This is a genomic window from Bacteroides sp. RTP31139st1_H2_RTP31139_211217 (genome assembly GCF_040227615.1).
GTDB classification, from domain to species: Bacteria; Bacteroidota; Bacteroidia; order Bacteroidales; family Bacteroidaceae; genus Bacteroides; species Bacteroides uniformis.
Map to the genome: position 1 here is coordinate 39,339 of NZ_JBCNZM010000013.1, position 16,175 is coordinate 55,513.

The window sequence follows — 16,175 nt, forward strand, 5'->3', positions numbered from 1 at the left end:
CAAAAAAAAACACTACCACGATAATACGTTTAGGGTAAAAATGGGTACCGTTTTACTACGTTTTCGTGTTACTTGTTTCTAATAATCAGTTTGTTGTGATTGAATGATTTGTAGCCGCTTTATTTCAAGTCGATGAGAAAATCCACTAATCCCGTTCCGTCGGGGATATCCAGTTTCTTGCGCAAACGGTAGCGTGCTGCCTCTACTCCCCGGATAGTGAGGTTGGTCATTTGCGCAATGTCTTTCGTAGAAAGATTCAGGCGCAGCAGCGCACAAAAACGGAGGTCGGTAGCGGTAAGACTGGGATAACGTTCGCGCAAATTACGGAAGAATTTCTCATGAATCAGGTCGAAATTGTTCTGGAATACATCCCAAAATTCCTGTGTCTCGATGTTTTCGTTGATGAGCTTCAGCAGAGATTCGAGGTTCTTGCGTCCATATTGCCCTTTCACCAGGGACTCTTGTACGACAGTACGAAGTTTCTCCAGGACCTCGTTCTTGGCAAATACACCCAGTGCCATGCTGGCAAGGTCTTTACTCTTTGCCGACAACTCGGCTTCCAGCAATTGCTGTTGCTGCAGAGTTATCAGATGCTCCTGCTCGCGCATCTTGATGTTCTGCTGCACCTGCTCTGCCTCATACTCCTTCCGTTTCTTTTCCATGGCACGGTTGGCGCGCCACTTGGAGAAAAAGTAGACAAGCGCTGTGAGAACTATGAGATAGAGCGCAAAGGCATAATAGGAGAGGTAGAAAGGGCGGGCTATGGCAAAATGATATTCCACCTCACCGATTTTCTGTCCCAAATCATTATAGGCTTCTGCCTGGAATGTGTATTCTCCGTAATCCAGGCTACCGTAGCGGATTTCGGGCTCTTTCAGGTCCGATGTCAGCGCCATGCCTTGTCCTCCTTGCAGGACATAATGGAAATGTACGGACAATTTATTGTAATGCGGCAGGCTTACTGAGAACAGCAAATCCCGGTAATTGCTTTCCAGTTCGACATTTCCAGACAGAGGCAGGCGTTTCTCCTTTTTATCGGAAGAGGAAGCAGTGACCGAGCTCAGTGAGAGGGCGGACTCCAGAGTAGGACTGAGGCTGTCTGTGTTTTTGCTGTAACTGGCGATTCCGTTGTTCAGATTAAAATAGACAACGTCATTGTCGACGAACACATTGTTGTAGTTCTCTATGCATGGAGAATCAAACAGTTCGATGAGGATGCGCTGCTTCACGATGTACTCTCCTTCTGCGTACTCTACCAGTACGTACTCATGTGAACCGGACAGCCAGAAGCGGTCGTTCGTGACGGATACCACAGAATGAGCATTCCTGATGTAAGGCAGAATGGCATTCAGCTTTTGGAAGGGGATAATCTGCCGGGTGATGTCGTCATAGGTATAGAAGCCGTTGGGACTGGAAAAGACGATACGTCCTCGCATTTTCATTACTTGGATAGGGCCGATGATATATTCCGAGCCTAAATGGGAGATGTGCCGTACGCTTTTTACAGCCGACAAGTCATCGCTCAAGACTATTTTATAGACTCCCTGATACATGTGTGAAGCCCAGATGACACCGCTTTGGTCCACCTCCAAGTGCATGACCGGTGCAATGAAGCCGTCTATGACATGCGAAAAGGTCCATTGCCCGTTCTTCTTTTTATAGATACGCAAATTGGCGTAGGATGATTCCAACAGTATCTCTTCGCCATAGAGGGTGCACTTTATCAGACACGTACTGCTGTTGGTATTGCTTATGACGGAAACATTCCCTTTTTCGCCTATTAATAAGGTATGGGCATTGTTGCCTGCAAAGAGTTGCCCGTCAATGTCCTTCACATACCAGTTCTGTCCTTCAGTATGGGGAAGCAGGCGCAGATTCTCGGTAACCTGGTGGTATTCGTACAAGCCCTGGTTGGTGGCCAGATAGAAACAGTCGCCCCGGTGGGCTATGTCGTACACCATGCCCAGTTTGGTTTCATGGTTGGCAGGAGTCAGCAGCATGACGGGTGAGTTGTGGTGGATGTATGCGATGCCGTCGTCCAATGCTGCCCATACGTTGTTGTCTTTGTCACAGAACAAGCCCAGGACTGTGTTGTTGTCCAGACGGTTATCCAGATTGAAGTGCCAGAGGCAATGTCCTTTGCGGTCGATGGCGTATATGCCATTCAAGACTGTACCTATCATGAATATGGAATCATTGGTCATGACGGCGCGGTTCACCCGCTGTTTCTTCAGCTCTGCATCAATGTCTGTTTTCCAGGGGGTGATGTCACCGTTGTAGCGGAACAATCCGTTATTCTCTGTGACCATCAGGAAGCTGTCGTCCCCGTCGGGCAGTAATGCCACTACATTGTCATCGTTCACTTGGCTGCGGGGGAAGAGATGAAGGAAATCCTTGCCGTCGAATTCATAGAAGTCCTCATCAATCATCTGTGTGTAGATATGTCCGTTTTGGGTGTAGAAGTAGAGCGGCTGTTGCTGTCTGTTGCGGAAAGCGTGTACCATCTTCCCGTCGTAGGAGAACCAGGCGCTGAACGACTGGAAGTAGATGCGACCGTCCAGCTCTACAATGTTCCATATCTCGTTGTTCTCCATGGGGAAATTTTTCAGGAATTTGCTCAAAGAATGGTACCGGAGAGTGCCTGCCTCCGAATACTTGAAATAGCCGAATTCCTCGAATGCCCCCACATAGATACGGTCTTCTTTCACATACACCGAACGGACAATATGGTTCCCCGGCACTTTGTGGAGAGTCCAGCGATAACCGTCATATACCAGGAGCCCCTGGCTGTTGCCGAAATACATTTCGCCGTTGCTGCCTTGCGCACATGCCCAGTTCTGATAACCGGCTTCATAGTCTTTGGCAAGATAGTTGGTGACGGCGGGCATGAAGGAAGAAGCCCTGGCCTGGATGAAGAGGATGAACAATAGAAGGCACACTACCCAATACTTGAAAAGCATCGGTCTTATCGTATTTTGTTTCATTTTTTCAGGTTAATCGAAGTGTTTCTTGGAAGCAAAGATACAATAAGTATTCTAAATATTGTGTTTTGATGAGATAAAAAAGGTACTTGAAGCGGTTAGGGAGGATGCTTCTTAATGAATATCCTCCCCTCTTAGTTGTTTGTCTTTTGAAATTTATTATAGGGATTGTGCGGATGATAGGACTCGAACCTACACGCCTCACGGCACCAGATCCTAAGTCTGGCGCGGCTGCCAATTACGCCACATCCGCGGAATAATTCCGATTAGCGGGAGCAAAGATAGAAAGAATTTTCGTTTTGGCAAATTGTTTTGTAGATAAAGTCGTTTTAGAAAGTCACTTTCAGTATTTTTCTTGCTTCCTCAATGATGGTGTCCAAGTCATTGTTCTCATCTTCTTTGCTCATATCCACTTTCTTGTCCGGGTCGATGCCGAACTCGATATGCTGTTTTTGGGCATCGAGGTGCGGGCTGGCAGAAAAGCGTACCCCCCATCCGTTGGGCAGTTCCGAAGAGAATGGCAGGCCCGACCCGCCGCCGGTTTTGTCACCAACCAGGGTGACATTGGGAAAACAGCGCATGGAGTTGACAAAATCATTGGTTGCACTATAGGAATGACGGTTGGTCAGGACAATTACCTTTTTTTGCCAGCGGATACTGTTGGAAGGTTCCACATAAATGGGAGTCGGATCTGAAAAATCGCTATGGCCTTTGCCGGTCTTGTGCTGAATATATCCCGTCAGTACTTTTTCATTCGTGAAGCGTTGTGCCATTCGGGTGGCGTTTGTCAGGTTGCCGCCACCATTGTTGCGCACGTCGATAATCAGGCCGTTACAAGCGGAAAGGTATAACAGAATCTCATCCAGGTTGCCGTTTCCGATGCCGCTGGAGAAATCACCGTAATAGATATATCCTATGTTGTCCTCCAATATGGTATATTTGGCGCCTCCAGCAATGCGGTAGTCTCTTCCCAGGTACTTTTCAATGATACTTTCGTTGAAGTTACGAGGATAATCCAGATACCAGTCCCAGTAGCGCGCCATGTTGGAAGAAGAGTACAAGTTGACATGTCCGTCTTTTAACTCGGCAAGCATGTTACCTAATATTTCAAATAGACCGTCGTAACTCATTCCCGGGGTAATGAGTGGCTGGTACTTGTCATGGATGGCATCCCAGTCTATTTGCTTGTAGTCCAGGAAGCAGTACTGTTCGTCTATTATTTTCCACAAGGCTTCGAAATTGCCTTGTGGGGTATTGTCGAACTCTTCCTCACGAATACATCCGTTCAATAGGGGCAATAACGTGAGTAGGATACTCCAAATTATTAAAATATATCTTCTTTTCATGCACATTATCCTTATCATCTTATCGTTTATCACCTTGTCACTTTTTACTTTCTCTTGTTAGGAAACAGATAGAGTTCCTTTACGAACCCCACCATGAATACGTGCGAGTAAGTATGTGTCTTTATTTCATTTACTTTGGACTGTTGTGCGTCCCATATGTAAGCGAAACGCATCCGGGCACGTCCCACCGGAAAGTCTGCGGTCAGCATTTGTCTCAGAGAGGGCTGGTTGTGCAGGGAGGTGAAGTTCACTACTCCGTCCCAATGTCCTAACGTAAATATCTCGTAGTAGGACTGTCCATAGTTGGGCATGAACATGATACCTGCCAAGGGAAGATTTACCTGATAGCGTAGTGTGATGGGACGGTTCTTGATGCGCAAGTCCCAAATAGCCATTCCCGATGCGGCAAGGTTGATATAGGCACGTGCTTGGGCGGGGTTGTTTCCGTTGCGCAGATTATAGACAAAGCCACCGTTGAAGTCGCCGACTCCTCCGGCAAGCAGTTTGAAATTGCCCGTGATTGGAAAATTATAATGCAGGCCGTAGTTCCAGTTGGCCAGTCCGGAGAATGTATTGTTATTGTCTACTTTGTTGTGTGTATATCCCAAGTCTGCCTGGAAGAAAGTTTGCAGAGACACGTTGCCGTCCATCAACCGTGTCATCCGCATGCTTTCGCGGGAGATACGGAAATCGATTCCCTTATACTCCTGAGGTGAAAGATAAGTGTCGAACACGTTGGTGAAGCCGACACCATACATGGTGGCACGGGTGATAATACGGTTACGGTTGGTGGAGTCAGCCCGTAGCTTCCGGTCGATGCTGCATTGTGCTTCTTGTGCTTTCAGTCCGACACTTCCCAAGAGCAGTCCGCATAGGATTATTATCTTGTATATGTACATATTAAATTATCAATTACAAATTAGTAATCGTTAGCCACTAATACTTCATTTCCGTCCTTCATCAAAAGAGTTTCATCTGTCCTGTCATCTCGTCCAGTATGTCCCCTTCGCTTTTACCGTGGTCGGGGTCCAGAATTTCCGGTTCTTCATCCGTTTCCTGCTCTTCGGTTTTCTGCGAGGGTTCCGGTTGACGGGTAGGCTCCAGCTCGTTGATGGTTTCTATAGTATAGGTGGTCAGGCGCTTACCTTTTGCTTTGAAGCCTTTCACGGCGATGAATTCGTCGGCTTCCACCACCATCGGCTCTCGGAAATTGTCGTGGCCGCCAAACACCACCTCTAAACGCGGGTAGCACTCGTCTGTCAGCAGAATGAGGCTGCTGTTCTTGTTTTCTCCCAAGTAGTTTTGCTTGCGGGCGGTTGCCTCGAAGCAGAAACGCTTGATGTAAGGATAGTTCTGCTGGTCGGCATCGTAGAGTACGGCGGTCCATACTTTGTTCGGATCGTATTTCTCCAATACGCGTATGCCATCGTCATAGTGATTGTTCAAGTCGAAGTTGGTGGCATAGAACTCTCCGCTGTTCTGTACGACAAGGATGGTGTCTTCGCTCTGGAATTCTCCGAGATATTCTCCGCGCCCGTCGTAGTTGAGACGTAGCACATCACGGTCGAACCAGACTTTCCGTCCACCCAGCGTGGAGCCTCCACGTTGTTTCAAGGCTATCTTGTGTACGGGGAGTTTCGTGAGTATATTTCCCATGGCCTGCCGTCCCTTGATATTGATGTTGCTGAAATCCTCCTCGAAGATAATACGGCGTACACGGGGATTGGGTTTCAGGGTTACCTTGATGATTTCAGCTTCACCGTTGGGATTGGCGGTAAAATAGGTGATGCGGGAATCGGGAGTGCCTTGGGTCACGTCGTACTCGCGGTCACGCACCACGGAAGTGACGGCAAAACGCTTGATATAGCTTGTCCCCTCCTTGCCGTCACGGTAGCAGACATTGTAGATGGTACGTTTGTCGTTCTTCTTAAAAATGTTGGCATAAAGTATATTCTTGCCCACGAACTTCTTGTCGGCCACCGGTGTGATGATATATTTTCCATCGCGGAAGAAGATAATCACGTCATCTATGGGCGAGCAGTTGCCTATGAATTCGTCTTTCTTCAATCCAGTTCCGATGAACCCCTCTTCGCGGTTGATGTACAGCTTTTCGTTGGCTTCGATGACTTTGGTTGCTTCGATGGTGTCGAAGTTACGCAGTTCCGTGCGGCGGGGGAAGGCTTTGCCGTACTTGTCCTTCAACATACGGAACCAGTCGACGGTATATTCCACGATGTTTGCCAGATGGCAGTCTATCTCCTCTATGTCCTTTCGCATGCGTGCTATCAGTTCCTCTGCCTTGTCGGAGTTGAATTTGAGGATACGTGCCATCTTTATCTCCATCAGCCGGAGGATGTCTTCCTTGGTCACTTCGCGGATAAAAGTCGGGTAGTAGGGAGTCAGGCGCTCATCGATATGTTCGCAGGCGGCATCCATGTTTTTGGCTTGTTCAAACTCCTTATCCTTGTAAATACGTTCTTCAATGAATATCTTCTCGAGTGAAGCGAAATGCAGGCTTTCCAGTATCTCTCCCTTACGGATTTCCAGTTCCTGGCGTAGCAGTGCCAATGTGTTGTCGACTGATTTGCGCAATACATCACTCACGGTGAGGAAGTGGGGCTTTTGGTCGTCGATGACACAGCAGTTGGGAGAGATGCTCACTTCACAGTCGGTGAAGGCATAGAGGGCATCGATGGTCTTGTCGGATGATACACCCGGGGCTAGATGCACTAATATTTCTACACTGCCGGATGTCAGGTCCTCTACCTTACGTATCTTGATTTTCCCTTTTTCGCTGGCCTTTACGATGGAGTCGCATACACTGGTCACCGTTTTCCCGTAAGGAATTTCCTTAATGGCAAGTGTCTTGTTGTCTATCTTTTCTATTTTGGAGCGCACGCGTATCGCACCGCCACGTTCACCGTCGTTGTATTTGGATACATCGATACTGCCTCCCGTCTGGAAGTCGGGGTACAGCTTGAATTCTTCGTTGTGCAGATAGCTAATGGAAGCATCGCACAGCTCATTGAAGTTATGTGGTAATATTTTGGATGACAGGCCTACGGCAATACCTTCCACACCTTGTGCAAGCAGCAGTGGGAATTTTACCGGTAGTGTAACCGGTTCTTTGTTTCGCCCGTCATAAGAGAGTTTCCATTCGGTGGTCTTGGGGTTGAATACCACGTCCAGTGCGAACTTGGAGAGACGTGCTTCGATATAACGGGGGGCAGCGGCGCTGTCACCCGTCAGAATGTTACCCCAGTTTCCCTGGCAATCCACGAGCAAGTCCTTTTGTCCCAGTTGTACCAGAGCATCGCCGATAGAAGCATCACCGTGCGGATGGAACTGCATGGTATGTCCTACGATGTTCGCCACCTTGTTGTAGCGCCCGTCTTCCATGCGGCGCATGGAGTGGAGGATACGCCGCTGTACGGGTTTCAGACCATCCATGATATGGGGTACGGCACGTTCCAATATAACGTATGAGGCGTAGTCCAGAAACCAATTCTGGTACATGCCGCTCAGTTGGTGCTTTATATTGGCATCCTTTGCGTCCGCAGGTTTGTAATCCGAGTGTTCTTCGCTCCCGGCCGGGAGTTCCTTGTCCAAATCATCTTTCGGTGCTTCAAAATCTTCGCTCATATTTGTTCGGGAATTGTCTATTCTATGATATTACTGATTTTTCAGTTGCAGGCAAAAATACAATTTTTGTTCGATAAATGAGAATTTGCGCGGAACTATTGTGCCAAATCCTTCCCATTTTTTTAAACTTCTGCCCGTTAATGGAACCAATCTGTCTCTTTCCCGTTAGCGGAATTATATTGAGGACGTGCTTCCGCCTCTTTGCGGACAGCGATGTTGCTTTTGTCTTTCTTGCCGACAAGTTGGCAAGGTTTTGCCACCACATTGGCAAAGCTTTGCCAAAGGCATGGCAAAACTTTGCCAATATGGTGGCAAAACGCTGGCAAAGTAACTTGCTGGCTTGTTGTGTGTTGGCTCGAATTGTGCAGCGATATCATCACAAGGGTGAAGAGATACTGGGCAGATTCTGCCGACGGATTCATTATTTTGTGAATTTCCATTCGTCAAATAAGAACTTTCCGTTCCCGAATACGAAGTAAATGTCGTGTTTGCCTTTTATCCGTTTGTCCAACGGCTTTGTCAATGTTTGCCACGTATCGGTATCAAAGGTCAAGGTGGATAGGAGCGGACCGTCTGGACTGTCCATGTGTATTTCGATGGAGCCTTTCCCTTTTATCTTCATCTGTATGGCTTGAGGTGATTGCGGGAATTCCGCACCGCGGACACAGATGGCCTGTCCGCTCTTGTTTCCTACGGCAGACATGTTGCCTGTCTGTCCGGTCGGTTCAAAGGCAACGCCGCGTGTGGCGGCTGTGGTCTCGGCCTGTTGCTGCGCAAACGGGTCGAGAGGCTTGATTTGTGAAACGCCCTTGGCTGTGGCTGTGCCCATGTGGATAGTGAGGTCCTTTTCGTCCACCTCTATTTCTTCCACGCAGATACTGCGGACGCCCACTTTGAGGTCGCGGCTGTCCTGCAAGCCCAGTGAGTGGTAGAAGAGATAGTACTTCCCTTGAAATTTTACCAGATGTGTATGGTTGTTGCTGTCGGACATGCCATAGTCGCCGGGATTTTTGAAGTAGTTGTCCCGATAGGTCCAGCTGTCTGTCTCAAGTGGCGTGCGACTCGTCATGTAGCTCATGCAGCACCGGCTCGGCTTGTCTATATCCTTGTGGGGCCATACATCCCGGTTCTTCCAGTTGGTGTTGTAGGTGTAAATCCAAGTGCCGTTCAGATAGTTCAGTTCGTTTGCTTCAAAGTGGTATGGCGCTTTTATTTCAACTATTTCGCTGTCCAGCGTCTTCATGTCATTTGCCAGCCGCACGATGCGTGCGTCTCCGGGAATGTAGTCGTCGCTGTCGCCCCCGCCAAAGGAGAGCCAGCCGATGCCCTTGTCGTCGATGACTACTCCCGGATCGAAGGGAGCTTTACACTTGCCGAGTCCTGGAGTATTGCCGTCTACCACACATTTGCCCAATGGGTCTGTCCAGGGCCCCACGGGGGAAGTGGCAGTCAGCATACCTACACCGGAACCGCTGTTGGAGTAGTACAGATAGAAGTGGGTTTTGCCGTCGGCCTCCTTGCGCGAAGCGATGGAAGGTGCCCACGAAGCCATTCCCCAGGGAGCCAGAGCCTTTACATTGATTACTCCGTGATAAGTCCAGTTCACCATGTCGTCAGAAGAGACCATCGTCAGCGAATGGATGTGCTGATAGGTGTTTTTCCCGTTACGGCCCACTACATCATATTGCTGGTGGTCGTTAGTGCCGTACACATAAATGCGGCCGTCGTGCACCACTGCTGTGGGGTCGGCCATGTATTGGAAGTCGAGAAGGGGATTGGCATTGCCGGTAGAGAACTTGGGCGAGAATTCAAAAGATTCTTCCAAAGCGCTGTCTGTAGAAACCGGAATGTTTTCAGAAGAGGCAATGCTGTCTGCCCGGAAGGGGGCTAAGGGGATGCCTTCCGTTGAAAAAAGGTTGCCTTGAGCAGCGTCACTGAAGCAGTAGCGAATGGAAACCGGGCTTTCGATTCCTTTTACCGGGACAATCAGCTTTCCCCCGTCTATCCTGGCCCGGGCCTCTTGCCATTCCTGGCCGGCTGCGGCCATCATCAGCCCCTCTATCCTTTTCCCGTGTACGGCCAGTCCGTTCTTTATGTCTTTGAAAGAGATTGTCACATGGTTGCCTTTGCGGCAGGCGCTTTCAAAGACCGGGCTTTTATAGGGGCCTGCATATATATGGTATGTATCGTCCAGTGCAAGATTGGCGAGACGTTTGCCTACGCTTCTTTTGTCACGTGGATGGATGTCCTGCACATTGTCCACCAAATCTGACACGGTAATCATCTTGACCTTGTCCAGCATTTCGGGCAACATGGCCTGCTGCTCGCGTAGCAGTGCCGGTCCGTTGTCTTTGGAGTGGTATTGGAAGGGGGCTATCTGGACCAGATAGAATGGGAATTCCTTGTTAAATCCGGTACGCCACGAGCCTATCAGCCGCTGCATCACCCGGGCGTAGGAGCTGGCACGGCCTTGGTTGGCTTCTCCCTGATACCAGATGCATCCGGCAATGCCGTAGGGCATCACGGGATAAATCATGCTGTTGTACAACGTGCCTGTTTCAGCCGGAAACCAAGGATTGGATTCATACGGATAGTCGCACAAGACCGGGTCGCTCATTACGCATTCGCGGGGCGTCCATGTCTCGGCGGTGGTTCCGCCCCATGCGGCTACGATGATTCCTACCGGCACGTCCAGCTCTTCCTGGATGTTGCGGCCGAAGAAGTAGGCCAGGGCACTCGTGCTGCGCATCGTTTCGGGCGTGCACTGTGTCCATTGCGAGAAACAGTTTTCTTGAGGGAACGGGGCGGCTATTCTGGCCACGTGAAAAATTCGGAGATTGGGACAATGGGCATTTGCCGTTTCCTCGTCTCCGTTCTTTATGCCGTGATTGGCGCTCCATTCCATATTGGATTGTCCGCTGCACAGCCAAACTTCGCCTAGCATGACATCGGTCAAGGTTACTTCTGACGAGCCGCTGAAACGAATCTCATAAGGTCCGCCGGCTTCGCCGGAAGGTACACGGGCTGACCATTTCCCCGTATTATTGACTTGGGTTTTGATTATTTCTCCTTTCATCCATTCGGGGGCGATGGAAATTGTTTCTCCCGGAATACCCCATCCCCAGAAAGTAAGTTCTGAGTTACGTTGTAGCACCATATGGTTGGAAAATATGGCAGGGAGTTGTATCGCTGCTTGCAATTTCAGGATGCCGAGCAGCATAAATAAACTTAAAAGGGTAAGATAATGATGATATTTTTTCATACGAGTATTTATTTCCATAATGCAAATTAATAGCTGTTTTTAGAAACCATTACATTTTAACCGTTACTTTTTTCCCATTATAAGCCACTGCCTTTTTTGCGCCATCAGCAGTTACTATGTTGAATTTCCGTTCTTTCAACATACCGGAAAACTCTCCTTTCCGATTTTCAATAGTGAGCATGCGAGTACGGTCATTCCATTTCATCGTAATGGTGCTGTACATTCCTTTTTCATAATTGTAGTTGTCATTCTCGTCTTCGTAAAGTGTGAATTCGCCGTTACAACCGGGATACACTTTTATCTCCAAGTTGTCCCATGATTTTTCGGTGCTATACTGCACTTCGGGACCTATTGGCAGGATGGAACCTGCTTTCACATAAAGTGGTAAAATGTCAATAGGGGTATCTTTCACGATATATTGTCCGCCGGAGTGTTTCTGATTGGTCCAAAAATCATACCATTCCGTATTTTTAGGCAGATATATTCGCATAGACTTAACGGTACTGAAATCTTCTACACGGATGGTATCCGAAACTGTTTGGGTATACATGGGTTGGGTTACAGGGCATACCAATAGGGATTTGCCAAACATATACTGATTGTGGATGTTCCACACGTTGCGATCGTGGGTAAAATCCATTGCCAAGGCACGCATGAAGCTGGACTGATTGGCAGTTACCTCCCAGGCAGTTGTGTAGATGTATGGTAACAAACTGTAGCGTAACCGAATGTATTTCTCAATCGCATCGTATATTGGCTCGCCTTTTTTGCCGAATTGATAGATTTCTCTGGGAGCACCTTCCCCATGTGACCGCATCATGGGACAGAATGTACCGAACTGTATCCAACGGGCATAAAGCTCGCGATAATCCGGGTCATCCAGCATCAAGGGATATTGCCATAGGAAGAATCCGCCGATATCGCTGTTCCAATGGGGAATGCCGCATAGTGAGAAGTTTAATCCCGCAGGTATTTGCTTCTCCAAAACTTCCCATGATGCTGTGATATCTCCTGTCCATGTATTGGCACCATAACGTTGCTGGCCGGCAAAGGCTGAGCGGGTAAGGATAAATACGCGTTTATCCGAAGTTACGGCACGCTGGTGGTCGTACACTCCACCTACACTCATTAAAGGGTAGGCATTGCGTACTTTACGGAATGACCCCAAATAGGTGGGCGTGTCAAAATCTTCAGGAATGGGGTGAAAATGGTCGGGTTCGGTAGAGTCCATCCACCAGCCGTCTATACCCACAGAACGTAGGTTCTCGTTCAGGTACTTCCAATAGATGTCGCGTGCTTGCGGATGGTAGGCATCGTACACGCGGGCACCGGATGGATAGTCCATATTGGGAGGCCACTTCTCGGAACCGGATTCGGGCCATGTGCGGAAGTTGAAGAGCATGTTCCCTTTGTCTAACTCGCGATAGGGTTTGGTATGTGGTCCGAAAGCTGACCAAATGGAGATAATAATGTGGGCGTTCATTCCGTGTATGTCTTCCATCATTTTTTTGGGGTCGGAGAATTCTTCGTTCAAAAAATCCATTGCGTTCCACAGGTAGTTGCTTCCCCAGTATCTCCAATCCTGGATAATTCCATCGAGGGGCACACCCAGTTCGCGGTATTTTTGCACTACGCCAACAATCTCTTTTTGGCTTTTGTAGCGTTCACGGCTTTGCCAGAATCCATATGTCCATAATGGAAACATGGGCACTTGTCCTGTGAGGTAGCGCATCTGGGCAACTACTCCATCGGCATTTTCGCCGTACATGAAATAGTAGTCAATGCAGTCGCCGACTTCAGAAAGGAAGGATGTCTCTTCTTGATTGTCTTTGAAGATGGTTGGCGAATAGTTGTCCCAAAAGAGACCGTAGCCTTTGACGGACTGGAAGAAGGGAATCACATCCTCAAGATTGTCTTGGATAAGGCGTTTGGTCTGGTTACGTTGCGACATTTTGCCGTTTTGCAATTGTCCCAATCCATAAATAGCTTCGTCTTTCTCTAAGGTGAACGATTGATAAACGCTGAAGGTTTTTGTGCCGGCATCGTTGAAATCATCAAAACGTGCGCCTTTATTTTGTTCTTGCAACAGCGATTTTCCATCGGAAGAGGCAAAAGTTATTTGTCCGGTCTCTTCGTTGAGATGGACTGTAAGCTGATGGCTTTTGATAGTCAATATGCCCCCTTTCGAAGAGACGGATAGTTTTACTTTTTCCGGTTGCCCGATGACCGACAAGCTTTCTTTGGTATACTTCCAGCCGTCAGGCGATTTTAAGATTCTCACGGTGACAGGAGAGAAGAAGCTAATATCTATATTTATACCTTGCACAGTGCTTTTTATGCCTTGTGAGGTGCGTTGGTAGGTTTGTGCTCTGCCTTGTTCTGCTATGAAAAATGTCAGCATCAGCAGGACAAATAGTCTTAAAAAAAATCCCTTTTTCATACAATATCAGCAGTTTAACGGTTAGTGATTTTCAGTACCAAAGAAATAGGATTGGGTGTCTTGTCTTTGGGAAGGTCAATAAGCAAGCCTTTGGAAGTTCTTCTGAACTTTGCCTTTCCGCCTCCTAATAATTCTACCTTTTCGATTTCTCCTTTGCAGTAGGGACTGCCGGTAGCCAGTGATTTTATCTGTATTTTTCCGTCTGAGGGCCATTTCATGATATGGGCATACAAGTATTTCCCTTTTTTCACAAACCGGATGTCGGCAGAAGTGTAGGGTGCGTTCTTGCCTTCGTTGAATCCTGCTCCGTCCAAAGGTATTGCTGTTTCTGTGGAGGGACCTTCACCATAAATACACCAGGGACGTGTGTCGAATATTCCTTCTCCGTTCACCTCCATCCAGGCGGCTATGTCTTCCAGAATTTTTTCTTCCTTGTCGTCGATGGTGCCGTTTCCTTTCATTGGTACGCTTAGTAATAGGTTGCCATTTTTACTGACGATGTCAATGAGCATGTGGATGACGGTCTCGGCTGATTTATACCAGTTGTCTTCGTAAGCAGAGCGGTTATAGTGCCAAGTACCGAGGCAACTACAGGTTTGCCACGCCTTGTCCTGGCATTCCGATGGAACCCCTTTTTCTACATCCCATACGATGGCCTCTTTATGTTTAGCTTCCAGCTTCTTTCCGAAGACTACAGCATTGAGATTGCCCTTGTGAAGCTTCATGTTTTGGTTATAGTAGTGCGACACGACTTTCAGCCCCGTATCGTTGATGGGCCAGAAGGGGAGTACGCTGTCGTCGAAATAGACCAGGTCGGGATGATATTTGTTTATCATGTCCACTGTGCGGTCGAAGAAGTTGTCGTAGTAACTCTGCGGGGGGACAGAGGTTCCTTCGGGCCAGTCCCATGCCACCCAAGCATGTCCGCTCAGGGCATGATTCTGTACGTATAGCTCTTGCGGGTCGTAGCCTTCCCACCATTTTCCCTTGCCGTCTTCCTTAGTCACTACGCGGGCATCGTAGGAGATTCCTGCGTATGGGCCTTTCTTGTCGGCTCCTTGTGCAGTTTCATACCATGTCCAAGCATGGGAGGAGTGGATGCTGACACCGAAGGGCAGTTTGTTTTTGCGGGCCGCTTTCTCCCATTCGCCCAGTACGTTTCGCTTGGGGCCCATGTTGACGGAGTTCCATGATTGGTATTTACTGTCCCACAAGTCCATGTTGTCGTGATGATTACCCATGGCAAAGAAATATCGGGCACCGGTTTTCTTGAAAAGGGCTACCAGCCTCTCCGGATTCCATTTCTCGGCTTTCCATTCGTTGATTACATCCTTGAAGCCGAATTCCGAAGGATGTCCGTAATGCTCCAAGTGCCACTTGTAGGCAGCACCGCCCTCTTCGTACATGCCACGACCGTACCAGTCGCCGGCTTCGGGTTGGCATTGCGGACCCCAGTGTGCCCATATGCCGAATTTGGCGTTGCGGAACCATTCGGGCACTTCGTATTGGGACAATGACTCCCAGGTAGGTGAGAACTTGCCCGGTTCTGCTTTCTCTTGTTGTGCCAATGCACTGCCCCCTTGCAGGATGCAGGCGGATAGGAGAATTGTTTTAAAGATGTTTCTTTTCATACCTTTATTGTTGTTTACAAAATGTTTATTCCCTTTTTGAATGCATTGATGAACGGATTATTCTGTTTTGTCCATATACTCCATGATAAACCCATACCGGTAAGAGCGATTGCCGTCAATGGTGTATGGCTTCATGGTCTGTGCGCCCCATCCGTCGTTTCCACCTACTCCGTGTATGTTGGAGTCGATATTCAGGTTGATGAAGTCGCGTTCGGGCAGTTCGTGCGCATGCTCTTTCCCTTCCAGGTCTTCTTCCCCGTAGGGCCATATACGGAAACATAGGGGTTGCAGGCCTTTGACTTGTATTTTCCATCGCTCACTGTCTCCCAGCATGAACCAGCGTGTATCGCACCGGTTGGCATTGTCTTGCGGTACGATGTAGTTCGTGATAAATTCGTGTATGCCACACTCGTAGACTCCCAGGAAAGCAGCGCTCTTGCGGTCAGGATAGTTCTCGAACTTGCCGCGTCCGTACCAGGCTATCCGGTTCAGCGCCGAGGGCATTCTCATGCGCATACCGAATTTGGGCATCAGCGGAATATCTTCCTTTTCAGGCTGATAGGTTGCTTCTACTTGTATGCGGCCTTTGCCGTCCACAGTGTAGCGGAGATGGTAACCGGCTCCTATCCGGGGGAGGGAGAGACTGGCATCCACTATCACCATACCATCGTTTACGGTTGCTTGGTATGCCTTTACGATACGTTTTTGCTCTGCATTTTTCCAAGCGCTCAAACGTTCATTGTAGCCGTTGCGGACCTGAATGTCATTTGCCGGTTTCCAAAAATAGGGTTCCAAGGCACTGTGCAACAACTCTTCTCCCTTGACTCGCCAACTCACCAAAGCACCGGTACCTTTTTCTATGGTGAACAAGGC

8 protein-coding genes, 1 tRNA gene and 1 pseudogene are annotated in these 16,175 nt (G+C 48.5%); all 10 read right to left on the reverse strand.

What is annotated here, in order from left to right:
• Nucleotides 1-119: 119 nt before the first annotated feature.
• On the reverse strand, nucleotides 120-2,984 hold the full coding sequence (locus ABUA47_RS03460) for a hypothetical protein (RefSeq protein ID WP_005830320.1): 2,865 nt from the start codon (nucleotides 2,982-2,984) through the stop codon (nucleotides 120-122).
• Between the two features lie 168 nt (nucleotides 2,985-3,152).
• Nucleotides 3,153-3,234: transfer RNA gene (locus ABUA47_RS03465), tRNA-Leu, on the reverse strand.
• Between the two features lie 76 nt (nucleotides 3,235-3,310).
• On the reverse strand, nucleotides 3,311-4,327 hold the full coding sequence (locus ABUA47_RS03470) for a S41 family peptidase (RefSeq protein WP_085931088.1): 1,017 nt from the start codon (nucleotides 4,325-4,327) through the stop codon (nucleotides 3,311-3,313).
• Nucleotides 4,328-4,371: 44 nt separating this feature from the next.
• Nucleotides 4,372-5,226 (reverse strand): DUF3316 domain-containing protein, encoded by an 855-nt coding sequence (locus ABUA47_RS03475; RefSeq protein WP_005830316.1) that lies wholly within the window; start codon nucleotides 5,224-5,226, stop codon nucleotides 4,372-4,374.
• A 61-nt stretch (nucleotides 5,227-5,287) separates the two neighbouring features.
• Complete coding sequence (locus ABUA47_RS03480) at nucleotides 5,288-7,969, reverse strand: DNA gyrase/topoisomerase IV subunit A (protein WP_347774340.1); 2,682 nt, start codon at nucleotides 7,967-7,969, stop codon at nucleotides 5,288-5,290.
• A 137-nt stretch (nucleotides 7,970-8,106) separates the two neighbouring features.
• Nucleotides 8,107-8,232 (reverse strand): hypothetical protein, encoded by a 126-nt coding sequence (locus ABUA47_RS03485; RefSeq protein ID WP_255342453.1) that lies wholly within the window; start codon nucleotides 8,230-8,232, stop codon nucleotides 8,107-8,109.
• A 158-nt stretch (nucleotides 8,233-8,390) separates the two neighbouring features.
• On the reverse strand, nucleotides 8,391-11,231 hold the full coding sequence (locus tag ABUA47_RS03490) for a family 43 glycosylhydrolase (protein WP_229126650.1): 2,841 nt from the start codon (nucleotides 11,229-11,231) through the stop codon (nucleotides 8,391-8,393).
• 49 nt (nucleotides 11,232-11,280) lie between these two features.
• The gene (locus tag ABUA47_RS03495) at nucleotides 11,281-13,671 is read right to left on the reverse strand and encodes a TIM-barrel domain-containing protein (protein ID WP_035447052.1); all 2,391 of its coding nucleotides are present in this window, start codon (nucleotides 13,669-13,671) and stop codon (nucleotides 11,281-11,283) included.
• Nucleotides 13,672-13,685: 14 nt separating this feature from the next.
• A complete protein-coding gene (locus tag ABUA47_RS03500) occupies nucleotides 13,686-15,302 on the reverse strand; it encodes an alpha-L-fucosidase (protein ID WP_035447050.1) in 1,617 nt (538 codons plus the stop codon).
• Nucleotides 15,303-15,359: 57 nt separating this feature from the next.
• A pseudogene (locus tag ABUA47_RS03505) lies at nucleotides 15,360-16,175 on the reverse strand (beta-galactosidase small subunit); the annotation flags it as partial.